17 protein-coding genes are annotated in these 17,921 nt (G+C 42.0%); 1 reads left to right on the forward strand and 16 read right to left on the reverse strand.

The features are described from left to right. Positions 1-98 precede the first annotated feature (98 nt). From smpB to thiM, 7 genes are all read right to left on the reverse strand, one after another. Positions 99-566, reverse strand: a complete 468-nt coding sequence (smpB, locus tag OCV60_RS04175; RefSeq protein WP_021943943.1) for an SsrA-binding protein SmpB — start codon at positions 564-566, stop codon at positions 99-101. Continuing rightward, a complete protein-coding gene (gene rnr, locus OCV60_RS04180; RefSeq protein ID WP_021943944.1) occupies positions 529-2,715 on the reverse strand; it encodes a ribonuclease R in 2,187 nt (728 codons plus the stop codon). Before rnr ends, smpB begins: the two co-directional genes overlap by 38 nt. A gap of 74 nt (positions 2,716-2,789) precedes the next feature. Then, positions 2,790-3,032 (reverse strand): preprotein translocase subunit SecG, encoded by a 243-nt coding sequence (gene secG, locus OCV60_RS04185; RefSeq protein ID WP_021943945.1) that lies wholly within the window; start codon positions 3,030-3,032, stop codon positions 2,790-2,792. Between the two features lie 97 nt (positions 3,033-3,129). Further along, a complete protein-coding gene (gene thiD, locus OCV60_RS04190; protein WP_262529550.1) occupies positions 3,130-3,930 on the reverse strand; it encodes a bifunctional hydroxymethylpyrimidine kinase/phosphomethylpyrimidine kinase in 801 nt (266 codons plus the stop codon). Positions 3,931-4,023: 93 nt separating this feature from the next. After that, positions 4,024-4,674: an HAD family hydrolase gene (locus OCV60_RS04195; RefSeq protein ID WP_021943947.1), complete on the reverse strand. Its 651-nt coding sequence runs from the start codon at positions 4,672-4,674 to the stop codon at positions 4,024-4,026. Between the two features lie 2 nt (positions 4,675-4,676). Beyond that, positions 4,677-5,330, reverse strand: coding sequence for a thiamine phosphate synthase (thiE, locus tag OCV60_RS04200; protein WP_021943948.1), 654 nt, complete (start codon positions 5,328-5,330; stop codon positions 4,677-4,679). A gap of 15 nt (positions 5,331-5,345) precedes the next feature. Next, positions 5,346-6,167, reverse strand: a complete 822-nt coding sequence (thiM, locus tag OCV60_RS04205; RefSeq protein ID WP_021943949.1) for a hydroxyethylthiazole kinase — start codon at positions 6,165-6,167, stop codon at positions 5,346-5,348. Between the two features lie 217 nt (positions 6,168-6,384). Between thiM and OCV60_RS04210 the strand changes: the two genes are divergently transcribed. After that, positions 6,385-7,377, forward strand: coding sequence for a hypothetical protein (locus OCV60_RS04210; RefSeq protein WP_262529456.1), 993 nt, complete (start codon positions 6,385-6,387; stop codon positions 7,375-7,377). 4 nt (positions 7,378-7,381) lie between these two features. Here the strand turns inward: OCV60_RS04210 and OCV60_RS04215 are convergent, their stop codons facing one another. The 9 genes from OCV60_RS04215 to OCV60_RS04255 form a co-directional block, all read right to left on the reverse strand. Next, complete coding sequence (locus OCV60_RS04215) at positions 7,382-8,110, reverse strand: hypothetical protein (protein ID WP_117784800.1); 729 nt, start codon at positions 8,108-8,110, stop codon at positions 7,382-7,384. A 19-nt stretch (positions 8,111-8,129) separates the two neighbouring features. Further along, positions 8,130-8,609, reverse strand: coding sequence for a pantetheine-phosphate adenylyltransferase (gene coaD / locus OCV60_RS04220; RefSeq protein WP_021943952.1), 480 nt, complete (start codon positions 8,607-8,609; stop codon positions 8,130-8,132). Between the two features lie 2 nt (positions 8,610-8,611). Beyond that, positions 8,612-9,169: a 16S rRNA (guanine(966)-N(2))-methyltransferase RsmD gene (gene rsmD, locus OCV60_RS04225; RefSeq protein WP_021943953.1), complete on the reverse strand. Its 558-nt coding sequence runs from the start codon at positions 9,167-9,169 to the stop codon at positions 8,612-8,614. A 62-nt stretch (positions 9,170-9,231) separates the two neighbouring features. Then, entirely contained in the window at positions 9,232-10,839 is a 1,608-nt protein-coding gene (locus tag OCV60_RS04230) for a cellulase family glycosylhydrolase (RefSeq protein WP_117784799.1), read from the reverse strand. Further along, complete coding sequence (locus OCV60_RS04235; RefSeq protein ID WP_262529459.1) at positions 10,836-12,107, reverse strand: hypothetical protein; 1,272 nt, start codon at positions 12,105-12,107, stop codon at positions 10,836-10,838. The genes OCV60_RS04230 and OCV60_RS04235 overlap by 4 nt, the downstream gene beginning before the upstream one ends. Continuing rightward, positions 12,097-13,218, reverse strand: coding sequence for a DUF58 domain-containing protein (locus tag OCV60_RS04240; RefSeq protein WP_117784797.1), 1,122 nt, complete (start codon positions 13,216-13,218; stop codon positions 12,097-12,099). Before OCV60_RS04240 ends, OCV60_RS04235 begins: the two co-directional genes overlap by 11 nt. Position 13,219: 1 nt before the next feature. Beyond that, the gene (locus OCV60_RS04245; RefSeq protein WP_262529462.1) at positions 13,220-14,170 is read right to left on the reverse strand and encodes an AAA family ATPase; all 951 of its coding nucleotides are present in this window, start codon (positions 14,168-14,170) and stop codon (positions 13,220-13,222) included. Positions 14,171-14,183: 13 nt separating this feature from the next. Continuing rightward, the gene (gene recG / locus OCV60_RS04250) at positions 14,184-16,214 is read right to left on the reverse strand and encodes an ATP-dependent DNA helicase RecG (protein WP_262529464.1); all 2,031 of its coding nucleotides are present in this window, start codon (positions 16,212-16,214) and stop codon (positions 14,184-14,186) included. Positions 16,215-16,229: 15 nt separating this feature from the next. Further along, positions 16,230-17,912: a DAK2 domain-containing protein gene (locus OCV60_RS04255; protein WP_262529466.1), complete on the reverse strand. Its 1,683-nt coding sequence runs from the start codon at positions 17,910-17,912 to the stop codon at positions 16,230-16,232. Positions 17,913-17,921: the final 9 nt, after the last annotated feature.

A 17,921-nucleotide genomic window follows, 5' to 3' on the forward strand; every position in this document is an offset into this window, starting at 1 on the left:
TATTCCAGTATTTCACAAAATCTTTAAAACTTCATATGAAATATCGGGAATTATCCAGTCCATCAGCCTCGGATATTCTGGAAATCCTGTATCAACTCTTACAAATTACGGATCTTGAACTCACGCTCATTCTCACGCTTGACATCCTTCTTCGCAATGTCCTGACGTTTGTCGTATAATTTCTTACCTTTTGCCAGTCCGATCTCCATCTTAACCAGACCGTCACGGATATAAACCTTTAAAGGAACGATCGCGTATCCCTTCACCTGCTGGGCTCCCATCAGCTTATTGATCTCGTATTTGTGAAGTAGCAGCTTTCTGGTACGAAGCGGGTCTTTATTAAATATATTACCCTTTTCATATGGGCTGATATTCATACGGTAAATGTAGATTTCTCCCTTATCGATACTGATAAAGGATTCTTTGATGCTACAATGTCCCTGTCTGACTGATTTTACTTCTGTTCCGGCCAGTGCGATCCCTGCCTCGTACTTTTCTTCTATGAAATAATCAAAATATGCCTTTTTGTTATTTGCGATGAGTTTGTTGCCTCTTTCCTTTGCCATGTCCTGTTTCATCTCCTTCTTTGGCATCTGACCGGATCACGAATTCGATCCGTCTGCTCTGTTTGTCTGCCAGCTTTACTTTTACCTTAACGGTATCACCGATCGAATATTTCTTTCCGGTTGATTCTCCGATCATAGCATATTCATCCTGCGAATACACATAAAAATCGTCATAAAGTGTCGACACATCTACAAATCCCTCAATAGTATTTGGAAGCTCTACAAAGATACCACGGTTAATGACTCCTGATATGATACCTTCAAATTCTTCTCCGATATGATGCTCCATGTATTCCACTTTCTTTAAACGCTCTACCTGACGTTCTGCTTCTTCTGCGCGGCGTTCTTTTCTGGAATTATCATCGCATACCTTTGGAAGGATCGCATCATAATGCGAAAGTCTTCTGTCATCCAATCTTCCATGAATATTATCCTTAATGATCCTGTGAATCTGAAGATCCGGATATCTTCGGATCGGCGATGTAAAATGGCAGTAATATTTACAAGACAATCCAAAATGTCCTTCACATTCCGTCGAATATCTCGCCTGCCGCATCGTACGAAGTGTCATACGGCTGATCAGATTCTCACATGGCTCACCCTCGATCTTTGATAACAGCTTCTGGAACTCCTTCGGATGAATATTCTCTTTGGATGCCTTAAAGTAATATCCAAACTTGCTGATCAGAATGGATAACTGCTTTACACGCTCCGTATCCGGTGCTTCATGGATACGATATTCAAATGGAATCTGTTGCCAGAAATAGTCCTCAGCGATTGTCTCATTTGCAGCCAGCATAAAGTCTTCAATGATCTGATTCGAACGTCTTCTCTCATACACTCCGATATAAGATACCTGACCGTCTTCATCAACTGTGATCTTAGACTCATCAAAATCAAAATCAATCGAACCTCGCTCATGTCGGATCGTTCTTAACAACTCTGACACATGAAGCATTAATTCAAACATCGGAACCAGTTCTTTATATTTTTCTGTTTCTGTCGGATCATGATCCTCTACGATCGCAGATACACTTGTATATGACATTCTGCGGTCAACATTGATCACCGATTCACAGATCTTATGATTGATGATCTTGCCGTTTGCATCTATATCCATCAGGCAGCTAAGCGTCAAACGGTCTTTTCCCTCATTCAGTGAACAGATACCGTTTGACAGCTTATGCGGCAGCATCGGTATGACCTTATCAATCAGATAACAGCTTGTTCCACGCTTCAACGCTTCTTTATCAAGTGGAGAATTCTCCCTTACATAATGTGTAACATCTGCAATATGAACGCCAAGCTTATATAACCCGTTTTCCTCATAGAGTGTGATCGCATCATCCAGATCCTTTGCATCCTCTCCATCGATCGTAACGGTCTGCAACTGTCTGAGATCGGTTCTTCCTGCCATCTCTTTCGTTGTTACCTCATCCGGTATATTCTTCACCTCTGCCATAACAACATCCGGAAAATCAACCGGAATATCAAGATCTCTTACAACCGATAATACATCCGTCTCCGGATCATTAATATGTCCAAGTATCTCAACGACACGTCCCTCTGCAGATTTAGACTTTTCTCCATAATTTGTGATCTCCACAACAACCTTATGTCCGGTTACTGCTCCCATGGATTTCTTCTCCGGTATAAAGATGTCACTGTCTAATTTACCGTTATCCGGAATCACAAAACCAAAGTTTCGGTTCTTCTGATAGGTTCCGACCAACTGTTTTAAACCTCGTTCCAGAATCCGTTCTACATGCGCTTCTGTTGATCTGCCCCGGTTGCCGGATGCAACACGGATCAGCACCTTATCATTATGGAATGCTCCCATCGTATACTTCTGTGGTACAAAGAAATCTTCCTTATATCCTTCCACACGGACAAATCCAAATCCTCTCTGATTGCTGATGAATGTACCGACAAGGACACCCTTTCCAAGCTTCTGATACTTACCTTTGGAGGTTTTCTCGATCCTGCCCTCATCGACAAGCTCATTTAAGATTTCTAACAGATCATCCTTATCACGCCCTCCGATCTGAAGCAGATAACAAAGCTCTTTAAATTTCAACGGTCTGTAATCATCGTCATTGATCAGGGTATATATATTCTCTTTTCTTTCATTCTTTAATTCTTCTGTCATAAATACCTCTCTGTATATCTAAAAAGTGCTTACATATAGGATATATGTAAGCACTGATAAATTCTGTATATGAACTAGAACAGCTTAGAATCAAGAAGCAATGCAATTATTATAAAAAGAATACCAAGCACAGTTGTTATCTTTCTGAGAACCGCATCTTTTGAACTTCCTTTATTCTTGCCCCAGTATGAATTATCATAATTACCGCCGGTAATTGAACTTGTCAGACTGGCTGATTTACCTTCCTGTGACAGGACAATAATTGTTAATGCTATACATATAATTACATATACGACCATGATAATTGTCTTTACCATATTGCCACCTCCATTCCAAGTGTTCTGGTGTCAAATGCGCTTTTACACCAACTTTGTCCATGATAACATAGTCATTTGAGATTCGCAACCACTTTTTTCATAATTCTGCAAATCTGCTTTTCAGATCAAAGCCATGATTCATAGGTCCGCTTCCATGTCCCAGATCCATGCCATCCGCAAGCGCACCGGATATATAATCTTTTGCGTTTCTTATCGCCTCATCGATCTTATACCCTTTTGCAAGATTTGATGCGATTGCACTTGATAGTGTGCATCCGGTTCCATGAGTATTCGGATTATCGATCCGTTTTCCATAATACCAGTTGACTTTTCCGTCCGAATATAAGACATCATTTGCATCGTTGATACTGTGTCCTCCCTTGCAGAGAACCGCACAGCCATAGACTTTTGATATTTTTTCAGCTGCACGAACCATATCCTGTTCATCACGGATCGTCATTTCGGCCAATACCTCTGCTTCTGGAATATTCGGAGTAATGACCTCTGCGATCGGAAGCAGACATTCTTTTAAAGCACCGATCGCATCTTCGTCGATCAGCCGGTGTCCACTGGTTGATACCATAACAGTATCCACTACCACATGTTCTGCCTGATATTTCTTTATTTCATCTGCAATCACACGGATCAGTTTCTCAGAAGCGACCATGCCGATCTTAATCGCATCCGGCCGGATATCCGTAAATACAGCGTCAAGCTGTAAGGAGAGCATCTCGGATGATGTTTCCTGAATTCCTGTTACTCCCATCGTATTCTGGGCAGTTAATGCCGTGATTGCGCTCATGGCATAACAACCATTTGCCATAATGGTCTTTATATCTGCCTGGATTCCCGCACCGCCGCTGGAATCACTTCCGGCTATTGTAAGAACTGTCTTCAACCCTTTCGTCTCCTTTACTTTTACAAATACTTTCGTTACCGGTCTGTTCCTGCCTGCTGTACATTTTATCAATTCTGTATCATGCCGGTTTTTTTAAAGAAAGAAAATATTATATAATTCCTTTGTATTGTCAACATACAGCGTACTGTATTTTTTCAACTCATTTATATGCTCCGCACTCGCAGCATCATAGATACCACATACTTTGAAGCCTGCATCAAATGCTGTCCTTGCGCCATGATAAGCATCTTCAAACACCCATGTATCAGCAATGTTCGTCTGCATATACTTTGCTGCCTGAATATAGATATCCGGATGTTCTTTTCCAATTCCTACCTCCGAGCAGGTAAGGATCTTTTTGAAAAAATGATCCATATGATTATGCTTCAGTACGGCTTCGATATGAACCCTGTCTGTCGCAGTCGCTACTGTCATTGGGATCTTCCGCTCCTGTAAGGCAGATAAGAACTCTATGATCCCCGGCTTTGGTTCTGCTTCATTTCTGTAAAATGCACCAATCGTTTCATTGATCCCATCTATGATTTCAAGAATCGTTTTTGATAAACTGTAATTCTTCTTAAGGTATTCTGCCGATTCTGTAATCGTAAAGGTATACAGTTTTTTCTGGAGATGGGGTTCTGCTTCGATACCCATTCCTGCCAGATACCGTTCTGCCGCATGTTCCCACATTTCCATAGAATCGATCAGTGTTCCGTCTATATCAAAGATCGCACCTTTTATCATCCTTATTCTCCTAACATCTTCTTTGTCTGTTTTTTTAGATCTGCCGTGGCAGCCTCAATATCTGTCTGACCAAAGATCGCGCTGATAACTGCGATACCACAAATTCCACTTTGATTTAATTTCACAACATTATCTCTGGTTATGCCGCCGATTGCAATAACCGGGATATGCACATGCTCACAGATTTCCTTTAACGTCTCAAAACTGACTTCTGTTGCATCATCCTTGGATCCGGTTGGAAATACCGCACCAACGCCCAGATAATCCGCTCCATGCTCTTCAGCCAGTTTTGCCTGTTCCACTGTCTGTGCAGATACACCGATGATCTTATCGTCTCCCAGCACCTTTCTGACATCTAAGGCCTCCATATCAGACTGTCCGACATGAACACCATCCGCTCCGATCTTCTTTGCAAGCTCTACATTGTCATTGATCACAAAAGGAACCTTATAGTTTCTACATAATTTCTGGATCTCAAGCGCTTCTTTATAAAATGCTTCATCATCCAGATTTTTCTCACGAAGCTGGATAAAGGTCGCTCCGCCTTTTAATGCTGCCTCTACCTGACTGATCAGAGTTGCACCGTTCAACCAGTGTCTGTCTGTTACTGCATATAACAGAAGCTCCTCCGGTTTTGTATTTGTCTGCTTACTCATAGCCTCATTCACTCCTTATCTGATCTCACACTTTGCCATACTGCAAAGCTTATCTGCATCCATATTATAGATTGCGTCAATAATGCGGTTTCTATAAGTAGCATTACCATCTGTCGGTTCCATATTCGCATATCCGACTTCGCCCGCAACTCCCATCAGTATAACGGCAGTTGCAGCAGCTTCCAGCTTGTCATCCTGATTTGCTGTCAGATAAGCTGTCATAAGACCGGACAACTGGCATCCGGTTCCTGTGATCTTACCCATCTCCGGTCTTCCGTTCCGGATCACATAACAAATATCTGCATCTGCTACCAGATCGATTGCACCTGTAACAGCGATGATACAGCCGAGCTTTCCCGCAAGCTTCTTCACAAAATCAACCGCCTGATCGAGAGTATCTTCTGTGACTGCATCAGCCACATCTGCATCTACACCCTTTGTACTGCCGGAACCAAATGCAAGAGTCTTGATTTCTGATATATTTCCACGGATCACATCAAATTTTATCTCATTTAAAAGCATTAATGCTGTCTCTGTACGTAGTCTGCTGGCTCCTGCGCCCACCGGATCAAGCAATATGGCGTGTCCCAGCTCATTTGCCTTTTTGCCGGCAGCAAGCATAGATGGGATCGTATTCTTATTTAAGGTTCCAATATTAATATTTAAACCACCACAGATACCGGTGATATCTTCTACATCGTCAATATCATCTGCCATGATCGGACTTCCTCCACATGCCAGAAGCACATTTGCAACATCATTTACTGTTACATAATTCGTGATATTATGCACCAGTGGAGTTTTCGTCTTTACATTCTCAAAACATGTTTTTATCATTTTATCCACCTCCTGTAATAGCAGCTTAACTATACTCAGTTTTCTTCTCTTTTTCAACCATTTTTATTCGAAAAGATATTCTCTTATTTAAAATTCCTGCCACCAGCCTGCCCGGCTGATTTATATTAATTAATGCCTGCTTCTTTCTATTTATAATTCATAGTGATCACTCTTTTTTCATAAAATACTGATGAACACATGAATTGGAGTTTTCCTTATGAAGCATCCTTCTGTCTTATCGATCCGCTCATTCTGCTTATATCCGGCTTTCATCCTGCTTGTTATCGTCCTCTGCCTGAATTCTTCCTTTGTTTCCAAAAGCTTCGCAGAGGGCCTAGTGTTGTGGTATAACAATCTTGTGCCCCTTCTGCTTCCTTTTCTTCTGATCTCGGGTTTCTTCCTGTCTATGATTGACTGGGAACATCCAAACCGGGCAGGCTGTCTGATCCTGTTATTCTTATGCGGGCTGTTCTGCGGCTACCCGGTCGGTGCGATAGCTATAGGCAGGCTCTACAAAAATCAAGTCATATCAAAAAATTTCGCCCATGCCATTATGCCCCTCTGTAACAACATCAGTCCTATGTTTCTGATTGGATATGTCTGTAACCAATATCTGAACGGCCAGATAAATACCATCAACGTACTGGCAGTCATCTACCTGCCACAGATCTGCTATGCTATCCTGTACTATCTGCTATCAAAAAATTCTTTACATATTTCGCTTTTTAAACAAAATAAAAAAACAGTTCACAAATCTCCTAATGATGCGAAAGATCTCCAAATACCTCTCTCTGAAACTACGGGCACTATGTCCGAATATGCTGCAGCACAGGATATCGGCAATTCACCATCTGTTATCGAAAATAGTATAACAACCATCACCGTTATAGGTATCTATGTCGCTGTTTTCTCCGTTTTGTATAACCTTGCGATTGCATGTGGAGGAAATATACCAACTTTCCATATTCTGGCATGCTACCTGGAGATAACAAAAGGTCTGTCCGAATTATCCGTTTTTCCACTTTCTTCCATACAAAAAACAGCTCTGATCCTTTCTGTTACATCGTTCGGAGGAGTCTCATCCCTCTTCCAGTCCATGCACATTTTAAAAGATACAAAGCTGTCTTTTGTACGCTATACATTCGGTAAATGTATCTGCGCTGTATTCAGTTATCTAATGACTCTTTTATTCTTAAATTACAGGATATAAATTCCTAATCATCTAAAAAATCATCGTCAAAATCATCATCCTCGTCATCTTCGTCATCATTGGAGTATTCTGTCTTACCATATACGTTATAATCCTGCTCATTTTCTACAGTTGTATTATTCTCCTCTGATGTTGTCTGTGTTGCTTCTTCAGGAGCTGCAGCCTGCTGTGCTGCTCCGGTCATATTTGCAATATCTCCATTAATCTCATTTGTATTATTCAATACAATATCCAGATTTGACTGTAAGGACTGAATCAGGTTATCGTAATTTGCCTTTTCAGCCTCTAATGTTGCATTAATATAATTGCTGACCTCTGTAAGCTTATCCTTAGTGTAATACATAGAACCCAGACGAATCTCGTTTGCATCTGCATTTGCTTCGTTTACAATCTGATCAGCCTGACTTCTTGCCATATCTAAAATCTCATTTGCACGGATATTTGCAAGTTCTACAATCTGACTCTGATCAACCAGCTTATTTGCCTCTGCAACAGATTCTGTAATAATAGAATCTGCCCTTGTTCTGGCATCTGCAAGTATGGCTTCCTTGTTGCGCATGATCTTCTTGCAACGCTCAATTTCATTTGGAAGCTTTAATTTTAATTCATTCAGCATCTGCTCCAGATCATCCTTTGGAACAATGATCATACTGGATGACAATGGCTTGTACTTACAATTATCTATAAAAATCTCAATCTCGGAAATCATTTCCTCAATGCCTTTTTTTGCCATGACTTATTTCCTCCTAAAACTATCTGATATATTTTTCTTTTATCCGATCGACAACTCCTGCTGGTACAAACTGTTCCACATCTACACCAAAGCTGGCATACTCTTTTACGATACTGGAACTCAGATATGCATAATCAATACTGGTTGTCAAAAATACGGTGTCTATCTCTGGAGCAACCTTGCGATTACTCTGCGCGATCTGTAATTCATATTCAAAATCGGTTACAGCCCTTAAGCCTCTGATGATCGTCTTCACCCCATTCTGTCTGGCGAAATCAATCAGCAGACCTCCAAAACTCTCAACACGAACATTCGGTATGTCTGACACCACTTCAGACAACATATTAACACGTTCTTCTACAGAAAACAATGGAGTTTTTGAAGTATTATTCAAAACACCGATTATAACTTCGTCAAACATCTCCGCAGAGCGTCTGATAATATCAAGATGTCCTAATGTTACGGGATCAAAGCTTCCCGGATATATTGCACTGCTCATTTTTATAGAATCTCCTGTATAAATGTATGCTTATTTGTCTTGTATTTCTTCACACGATCGATCTCATATCCTATATCGGTCAGATAATCGTATTCCGTATCCAGATCTGATTCTACAATGATCCAGGTATTCTTATCAACAATGCCGGATGATGCAAGACGGTTCAGCACCTGTTTTTCCAATAATTTTCCATATGGCGGATCCATAAATATAATATCAAACACAAGTCCTGACCGTTCCAGACTGTCGATCGCTGCAACACAGTCTCCTGTGATGACTCTTGCCTTATCTTTCAATTTCGTAAATTCCAGATTCCGGTTAATGCAGTCAACCGCTTTCCGGTTCTGTTCTACAAGGACTGCCTGTTTTGCTCCACGACTCAATGCTTCGATCGCAATCGCACCGCTTCCGCTGAACAGATCCAGGAATGTACAATCCGGCAATTCTCTCGATATGATATTAAATAAGGTCTCTTTGATCCGATCGGTTGTCGGTCTGGTATCCATCGTGTCGATCGTTTCCAGCCGAAGGCTTCTGGCAGTTCCCGCTATTACTCTCATAAATCATGATCTCCCATAGGTTGTTAAAATCTTTTTTTATTGTATATATTTCATCCCTTTTGTCAATAGAAACTCTCAATTTTTTCCTTAATATACCTTCCGCTGTCTGACAGATCATCATCTGTAAAACCGCTTGTCTTTGTACAGGAGGAATCAAATAATGATGACGTTTCAGCTTTGTTCGAGATATTCCATGCCGCATAGCTTAAGTTCCTATCATTGATCAGATCAAACCATGCATCAGACTGATTATAATCAATCGAACCGTTTCCTGATGCATCACACAAGCCAAACTCTGATACAAAAATCGGGAGTCCGGAATCAAGTGCCGACTGAACCTTATTTCTCAGATCATCCTTATGGGTTGCGGCATAGAAATGAACCGCATACATCAGATTGGTCTGATCTGTGATCGGATCTGCAGCTGCCACATCCACATCCTGACTCCAGGTTGGTGTTCCGACAATGATAATGGCATCCGGTGCATTTTTTCGTATGATCGGGATGATCGTTTCCGCATAGCTCTTTACAGAATCCCAGGTTGTACCACCATTTGGTTCATTTGCGATCTCATAGATCACATTTCCGTAAGAAGCATATTTCTTTGATATCCGGTCAAAGAAATCCTTTGCATCATCTATATGCATATTTGGATCATTGTCATTTAAAATATGCCAGTCAATTATCGCATACAATCCAAGATCCGTTGCTGCATCAACACCTTTTCCCAGAAGCTCCTCGATCTCTGATTTATTTCCGCCTGAACAATATCCATAGGAATCTCCTGTATCTGTATACATAGCAAAACGTACCAGATTGATACCAAAGGAATCTTTGAAATACTGATAAGTGTCCTTACTTACAAAATCAGCAAACCAGGTAAGTCCGTGTGTACTGACACCTTTTAACTGGAATTTACTGCCTGATGCATCCACCAGGTCCGTTCCTGATACCGCAAGCTTTCCATGTGCCTTATACGGATTATCTTCTTTTTTACCGTTTTTAGTATCTGTGACCTTATTACTTCCGGACTGATCTTTTTTATCACTGTCAACAGACTGCCCATCTGTCTGAGCTGCCTTCTCACCGGTGACAGTTGTTACTTCTTTTCCTGCGATCATCAATGTACAACGAACAGGCTTCACATCCGATGCTGATAAATTATATCCAAAATCAATGCTGCCACCAGCCGGTATCTCCTCATTATAACTTTCTGCGGTTACATGAACCACCGATCCATCTGCCGTATACTTTCCATTCCAGAGCTGGTCGATCGTTACTTTCCCGGAAAATTCCAGATCAACGCTCCAATCCGTTGCAGCTTTATCGGTCTTATTATAGATCGTGACCGTCTCTGTAGCGGCTGTCATTCCGTTATTTTCCCATGTACTTCCAACCGTTACTTCTGCATATAAGGTCTTCTTGTCATCTGTCGACTTCTGAGTATCGGATGCACCCTTTTCCTTCTTTTGATCAGCGCCATCCTCAGCCTTTTGCTCCGCATTCTGCCCGGATCCCTCTATCACAGCTTCTGTTCCGGCATTCTTCTGTCCGTCCGGATCATTATTTTTCCGACTTTTTGTCACCAGTATAACTGACAGTGTCACAACAGCCGCTGCAAGTACTATGATGACTCCCCATAATACGATCGTCTTTTTCTTCTGGTTCATTTTTGCACTACTCCCTTTTTATTTTCTTTTTTATTCACCCTTTTATTCTGTCCGGATGCTGCTTTCATTTCTCGTATAACATAGTTGTCCACTTCCCCTGCTCCATATCGGATCTGTTCATATATGGCAGAAATACCCTCTACATTTCCATCCTCCGTCTCTGTTATCTCCTGCCTGATATCTTCACAGGTCATCCGTTTGTTAAGTGTGATTACATCCTTATATCGCAGGATCGACTTCTTATAAATTTTTCTTGCCCGTTCTTCAGCTGTCAATCTGTGCATTATACGTCTATCTGTTATACGTTCTTTATATTGATCCGGTTCTTCGGAGATAAGCTCGATCACATCATCTGCATAGCTTCTCGGTTTCAAAAGGAAACGGATCACCTGCAACAATATCCGTACCAGAAAGAATATCAGAAGAAGAACTACACATACCTTTAATATCAAGGTAAATACATCATATCCCTTTACACTGTTCTGATAATATTCATTTAAAGTATCCTGATAATCGAGACTGGTTGCTGCCGGTCCTCCCTTCGTAAGCAGCGTCAGCACAAATACCCATATGACCATGATCGCACCAAATACTGTCTGAACTACCTTTGCAAATGCACGCGCAAGTACATTTACAAACCCGGACAGATCAAGGAAACGACAGGCTCCCATTAATAACAACACAAGCACTGCAAGGAATAATACAACCCTGCCATTTATAAATGCGATATCCCGGATGGATTGCTCCGATACTTCTGTTGTCTGTGAGATATAGCGTTTCAACCCCTGTATATACCGGATCATCATATATATAGCCATAAGTAATGCAACTGCAATATAAGACAGGTTCGACAAAACAGGAAGTTCCATGCCGATACTTGCAAAATAAACAAAAATCCCTGCTAAGATCGATGGCCATGGTTCGCTCATATCTGTAAGTCTGGAACCTCTCTTTGCATAAGCTACCGCACACGGCAGCAGATACCCGATATCATAAATCCCTGTAACCGTTCGGATCCATACTGTGCCCGGCAAGATAACTAAAAGTCCCGCAAGCACCAGATGTCCAACGGTAAGTAATATATGATTCGGTGCAAAATCTCTGATCAGATAGGACAACAGAAATATTCCTGCGATCCAAATGGCATCCACAAACCGCGGATCTTGTCTCATAAATATCATGCTGAATGTATACATGAACAATTCCGCCGTTACCACCTCATAAAGATAACGCAATCCTCGCTCTGCCCAATATATCTTATGTGTCATTTAACTCTACCTCCATTCCATGAAGATAAGGTCTGATATCATCGCACCCCTGTATATTCAGATATGGAACTATCATATAAATATTCTTTCCTTTTTCAGCCATATGATCAAGCTCATCCAGCAAATCCTTTTTATGGTATGCAGATACGATGAGATATGTTGTATTGCTGTCTACATCTGTCACTTCCTGCTTCAAGACTTCAACAAATCTATCGATCCCGGCATTTTCCGTTATCCGTGCCAGATATTTATCAACCGTAAATCGATGTTCTCCGGAAGAACCAAAATCCACCCATTCCATCTCACCGGATAACAGATCATATCCATTTGCCCGTATCATGACAGGAATCCGGTTATCCAGAAAGTAAGATGCTGCCGTGGATGCTATACTGATACACATTTCCTGTATATAATGAACTCTTATCATGGTGTTCGGCTCCAGACAGACAAGTATCTTCACCCTCTGTTCTGCCGTGTGCTCATATACATTTACCATCAGGTCGTCGCATCTGGCTGTTGCTTTCCAGTTAATGCTCTTTCTCGGATCTCCCACGCTGTAAGTCCGCAGACCGGAAAAAGCAAACGGATCCGGAAAAAGACTTCTCCTTGATGTCAGATCACCCAACATACCATCTAAGACCGTATCAAGCTGTATATTAGAAAGTTTTTCAGGGAAAACATACAGAAATGCCTGATTTTCTACAGACAACGCAAATGTCTTCGACATCAAAAAATCCTTTGCCATCAGCTTTACAGCACTGATAAAAAACAATCCTCGTTCTTTCGCCGTAAATGAAAGCTTTCTGACTACCTTCCGGTTTCCCATAATCGAAAACGGATCATTTCTATGATAAAAATCCGTAACAACCGCATTCTCATTTTCCTGAAACTGCAAGGATCTCGCTGTGGAAAACTTCACATGTAAAGTTGTAAGAGGCAGCATCTTTCGATTTGTAATTGTCTCTGTTATCCCTGATTTATCGCCAATCTCCAGATACCTGTCATCAAAATCCAGATCAAGAGAAAGCCCCTGATCCCAGTATTTGCGGTAAATAACAGTCTGTCCGAGATAGATCACCAGAAAGCACAATACTGCTATCAGTATCTCCATATTAATTCTCCCAATCTTCAACCGGAACAGCGATCTGATCGACCAGTTCCCTGATCACTGTCTTTTCTTTTTTCTCATCCATGTGTCCTGCCATGATCACACGATGTGCAAGGACATATGGTGCCATATAACGGACATCATCCGGACGGACAAAGGTTCTGCCCTCCATAGCAGCATATGCCTGCGACAGACGAAGAAGCCCTATCGTGCCTCTGGAGCTTGCACCAACCTGTATCCGGCTGTTATTCCTGGTTGCAAGGATTATGTCTGCAATATATTCCTTTACGCAAGAATGAACAAAAACTTCTCTGACCGCTTCCTGCATCGTCTTTATATGATCTGTATCACAGACCGTCTGAAGTGTATCAAACGGATTCTCAGACATAAAACGATCCATGATTGAAACCTCTGTAGCCTTTGAATTATCTCCCATGGAGATCTTTATAAGAAAACGGTCAAGCTGGGCTTCCGGAAGCGGGTATGTACCGGTCGTCTCGATCGGATTCTCTGTTGCAATAACAAAAAACGGTGCTTCAAGCCTATGACTTTCTCCATCGATCGTCACCTGCTGCTCTTCCATTGCCTCAAGCAGACTGGATTGTGTTCTCGGTGTTGCACGGTTGATCTCATCTGCAAGCAGGATATTTGTAAATACCGGTCCCTTCACCAATACAAAATCTTCTGATTTACGATTATAGATACTTAAGCCTGTAATGTCGGATGGCATAAGATCAGGTGTGAACTGAACTCTCTTAAACTGCCCTCCGATGCTTTTGGCAAATGTCTTTGCTAAAAGTGTCTTGCCGGTTCCCGGTCTGTCCTCCACCAGTACATGACCTCCCGCAAAAAGTGCCGCCAGTATCACACGTATCTCCTTCTCTCTGCCGATCAGTACTCTCGATATATTCTCACAGATCTTATCTGCCTTTTCTTTTACCTCTGTTATCTCCATCGTTCTAATCTCCTTATAATATCGGTTTTCCATACATCTCATTTCTTGCTGCTACACTTCGGTCAAATTCTGTCCGTATGCGGTCACCATACTTCTCATAGACATCCGATGCTGCCTTTAACATGTCGGCATGTTTATAGATATCTCCCATCTTAAACAGCACATCTCCGCTCTGTCTGATACCAAAGAAATCTCCCGGTCCTCTCCGTTTCAGATCTTCTCCCGCAATATAAAAGCCATCGTTTGAATCTGCAAGTACATTTAATCGTTCCATCACTTCTTTATTTTTCTTTCCACTGATAAAGATACAATAAGACTGCAGATTTCCACGTCCCACACGCCCACGGAGCTGATGCAGAGCTGCCAGTCCAAACCGTTCTGCATTTTCTACCATCATAACCGTGGCATTCGGATTATTGATCCCTACCTCGATAACCGTTGTAGATACCAGTACATCAACCTTTTTTTCATAAAAATCCGTCAGGATACGGTTCTTCTCATCCCCTGTCATCTTGCCATGCAGATAGGCCACATGTATGCTGCTGTCAAGCTTCTGTGACAGTTCTTCCGAATACTCAACTACATTTGTCACATCATCTAAGGCTTCGCTTTCCTCCACCATCGGGCATACCACATAGACCTGATGTCCTTTCTTAACCTCTGCCCGGATAAACGCCTGTGCTTTCGGACGGTAGCTCTCATCCACTACACAGTTTTTGATCGGAATCCGTCCTGCCGGCAGTTCATTAATTACCGAAATATCAAGATCTCCGTACATAATGATCGCAAGGGTTCTCGGAATCGGTGTCGCACTCATAACAAGAACATGTGGCGTTCCCCCTTTTAATGATAATTTCTCTCTCTGTCTTACGCCAAACCGATGCTGCTCATCCGTTACAACAAGCGCCAGATTATCATATTCCACCTTGTCCTGTATCAACGCATGCGTTCCTACGATCACATCCGCACGATGCTCTGCAATCTCCTGATACGCTTCCCGTTTCTCCTTTGCCGTCATCGAACCGGTCAACAGCGCAACATGGATTCCATATGGCTCAAATAAGCCGGTCAGTTCTTTAAAGTGCTGATTTGCAAGTACCTCGGTCGGTGCCATGATCACACCTTGATAACCCTGCGTCGCACAGGCAAATAATGCGATCGCGGCAACGATCGTTTTACCGGAACCAACATCCCCCTGCACAAGACGATTCATCACATGCTCTGAATCCATATCTGCCATGATATCCCGAACCGCATCCATCTGTGCCCCTGTCAGACGATACGGAAGACTCTCGATAAACCCTGTCACCTGCTCCGTAAATGGTATCTTCGCCTGATTGTATTTCACCGTATCATGTTCTTTCAGACTATGCATATTCTCTATAAATTCATAAAATTCATCAAAGGCAACCCGCTTGATCGCAGCTCTTAAGTGATCCTCCGTATCCGGGAAATGGATATGGGTTACGGCTTCATTTGCCCGCATCAGATCATATTCATCCCGAATGTTCTCCGGTATATAATCTGAAAGCGTCTGAATCAGAGGAAGCGTTCCCTTTACCGCTTTCTGGATCGTCTTGCTTGTAATCCCCGCCGTACAACCATATACCGGCTGCCATTCTTTTAAAATTTCCTGATATTTGGGCACTGTGTAGTACTCCGGCTGGCTCATCGTATACATGCCATTCTTATATTTCACTTCTCCGACAAAAATATAACGATCTCCAATATGAAAATAATTACGCAGAAAAGGACAATTAAACCATGTCAGTTTAATTGTCCCGGTATAATCTTTGGCATAGGCAGTCGCAATCGAGAATCCGCGAAGCTTCTTCACTTCCACCCGACTGTTGATCGTCACACTTACTGCCTGACGCTCATCTGCCTGTATATCCTGAATGTCAACAGGATCCATATATGTAATATAAGTTCTTGGATAATAATGGATAAGGTCACTCACTGTAGAGATACCAAGCTTTGCCAGATTACCGGCTGTTTTTTCTCCTATCCCTTTAATACAAGTTACCTTATCCTTTAATTCCATGTAGTTTTTCTCCCTTTATTCTACAGAAACAATGTAATAATAGATTGGCTGACCACCATAGTAGTTCTGTACATCGCAGTCCGGGAAGCTTTCTTCCACTCTTGCCGCAAATGCCTCTGCATCCTCCTTCTTTACATCTGCTCCGTAATAAATACTGATCAGTTCGCTGTCTTCATCTACTGCATCTTTGATCAGATCGAATGTAACATCCGAAATGTCATTACCAACGGATACCAGTCCCTTATCACCGATACCCATGATATCTCCCTCATGGATGGCTTTTCCATCGATGGAGGTATCTCTGACTGCATATGTTACCTGTCCGCTCTTTACATTTGATACAGCTTCTAACATATTGTTCTTGTTATCCTCTAATGTCATCGTACTGTCAAACGCTATCATTGCACTGATACCCTGTGGCGCATTTGCCGTTGCAAGGACAATGATATTCTTATCTTCACATAAGCCGGCTGCCTGATTGGCTGCAAGAACAACATTTTTATTATTTGGGAATATAAATATATTCTCGGCATGAACCTTCTCGATCGCATTCAGCATATCCTCAGTGCTTGGATTCATCGTCTGACCACCTTCGATCACATAATCAACTCCAAGCTCCGTAAAGAACTCCTTTAATCCATCACCCATGGATACTGCGATGAAACCATATTGTTTCTTTGGCTGCTGTTTTTCTTTCTCTGCCTGTCTTGCAGCTTCCTGTCTGGCTGCTTCTTCCCGTTCTGCCTGCTTGATGACCTTCTCATGATGCTCCAGTCTCATATTATCAACCTTCATATTTGACAGATAACCAAGGGTAAGACCTTTTTCAAATGCCTGGCCCGGATGGTTTGTGTGAACATGGATCTTAACGATTTCATCATCTGATACACAGACAATGGAATCACCGATTGACTCTAAGAACTGTTTCAGATCTTCTTCCTCTTTTATGCCGTATGGTTTTTCCAGATTAATAATAAATTCTGTACAATATCCGAACTTGATATCGGCCGACAGATCTTCAGAATACTTTGGATTGTCAACACCGGATACTCCTGCTCCGGAAGGCTTTGTATCTGCAATTACGACACGTCCGAGAATACAGTCAACTGCACCTTTTAATACTTCCATCAGACCCTGTCCGCCGGAATCCACAACACCGGCCTCTTTTAATACCGGAAGCAGCTCCGGTGTGGAAGCAAGCACTTCATCTCCATGCTTAATGATGGTTTCGCAGAATTCCTCCAATGTAATATCTGTACCTGCACATTCTCTGGCCTTAGTAGCAATACCTCTGGCAACTGTAAGGATCGTTCCTTCCTTTGGCTTCATAACAGCCTTATAAGCTGTCTCAACCGCCTTCTGGAATGCATCAGCAATCTCGATTACTCCTATCTCTGTTTTATCCCCGATCTTCTTGCTGAAACCACGAAGAAGCTGAGAAAGGATTACACCTGAATTACCTCTGGCTCCACGAAGGGAACCGGTTGACATTGCCTTTGCGATATCACTCATTGTCTCCTTACAGGATTCAACTTCCCTTTTTGCTGACATGATCGTCATTGTCATATTTGTACCGGTATCTCCATCCGGTACAGGGAACACATTCAGCTCATTAATATAATCTTTTTTATTATCAAGGTTATTCGCACCGGCTATAAATGCTTTCTTCAGTGCAAGTACATCAATCGTATTTTTCACTTCTACAGT

The organism is Coprococcus ammoniilyticus, from assembly GCF_025567345.1.
GTDB classification, from domain to species: Bacteria; Bacillota; Clostridia; order Lachnospirales; family Lachnospiraceae; genus Coprococcus; species Coprococcus ammoniilyticus.

Coding starts and splice junctions, on each gene's coding strand:
- smpB (WP_021943943.1), bottom strand. CDS start 566: ATGGCAAAGGAAAGAGGCAACAAACTCATCGCAAATAACAAAAAGGCA.
- rnr (WP_021943944.1), bottom strand. CDS start 2,715: ATGACAGAAGAATTAAAGAATGAAAGAAAAGAGAATATATATACCCTG.
- secG (WP_021943945.1), bottom strand. CDS start 3,032: ATGGTAAAGACAATTATCATGGTCGTATATGTAATTATATGTATAGCA.
- OCV60_RS04195 (WP_021943947.1), bottom strand. CDS start 4,674: ATGATAAAAGGTGCGATCTTTGATATAGACGGAACACTGATCGATTCT.
- thiE (WP_021943948.1), bottom strand. CDS start 5,330: ATGAGTAAGCAGACAAATACAAAACCGGAGGAGCTTCTGTTATATGCA.
- thiM (WP_021943949.1), bottom strand. CDS start 6,167: ATGATAAAAACATGTTTTGAGAATGTAAAGACGAAAACTCCACTGGTG.
- OCV60_RS04210 (WP_262529456.1), top strand. CDS start 6,385: ATGAAGCATCCTTCTGTCTTATCGATCCGCTCATTCTGCTTATATCCG.
- OCV60_RS04215 (WP_117784800.1), bottom strand. CDS start 8,110: ATGGCAAAAAAAGGCATTGAGGAAATGATTTCCGAGATTGAGATTTTT.
- coaD (WP_021943952.1), bottom strand. CDS start 8,609: ATGAGCAGTGCAATATATCCGGGAAGCTTTGATCCCGTAACATTAGGA.
- rsmD (WP_021943953.1), bottom strand. CDS start 9,169: ATGAGAGTAATAGCGGGAACTGCCAGAAGCCTTCGGCTGGAAACGATC.
- OCV60_RS04230 (WP_117784799.1), bottom strand. CDS start 10,839: ATGAACCAGAAGAAAAAGACGATCGTATTATGGGGAGTCATCATAGTA.
- OCV60_RS04235 (WP_262529459.1), bottom strand. CDS start 12,107: ATGACACATAAGATATATTGGGCAGAGCGAGGATTGCGTTATCTTTAT.
- OCV60_RS04240 (WP_117784797.1), bottom strand. CDS start 13,218: ATGGAGATACTGATAGCAGTATTGTGCTTTCTGGTGATCTATCTCGGA.
- OCV60_RS04245 (WP_262529462.1), bottom strand. CDS start 14,170: ATGGAGATAACAGAGGTAAAAGAAAAGGCAGATAAGATCTGTGAGAAT.
- recG (WP_262529464.1), bottom strand. CDS start 16,214: ATGGAATTAAAGGATAAGGTAACTTGTATTAAAGGGATAGGAGAAAAA.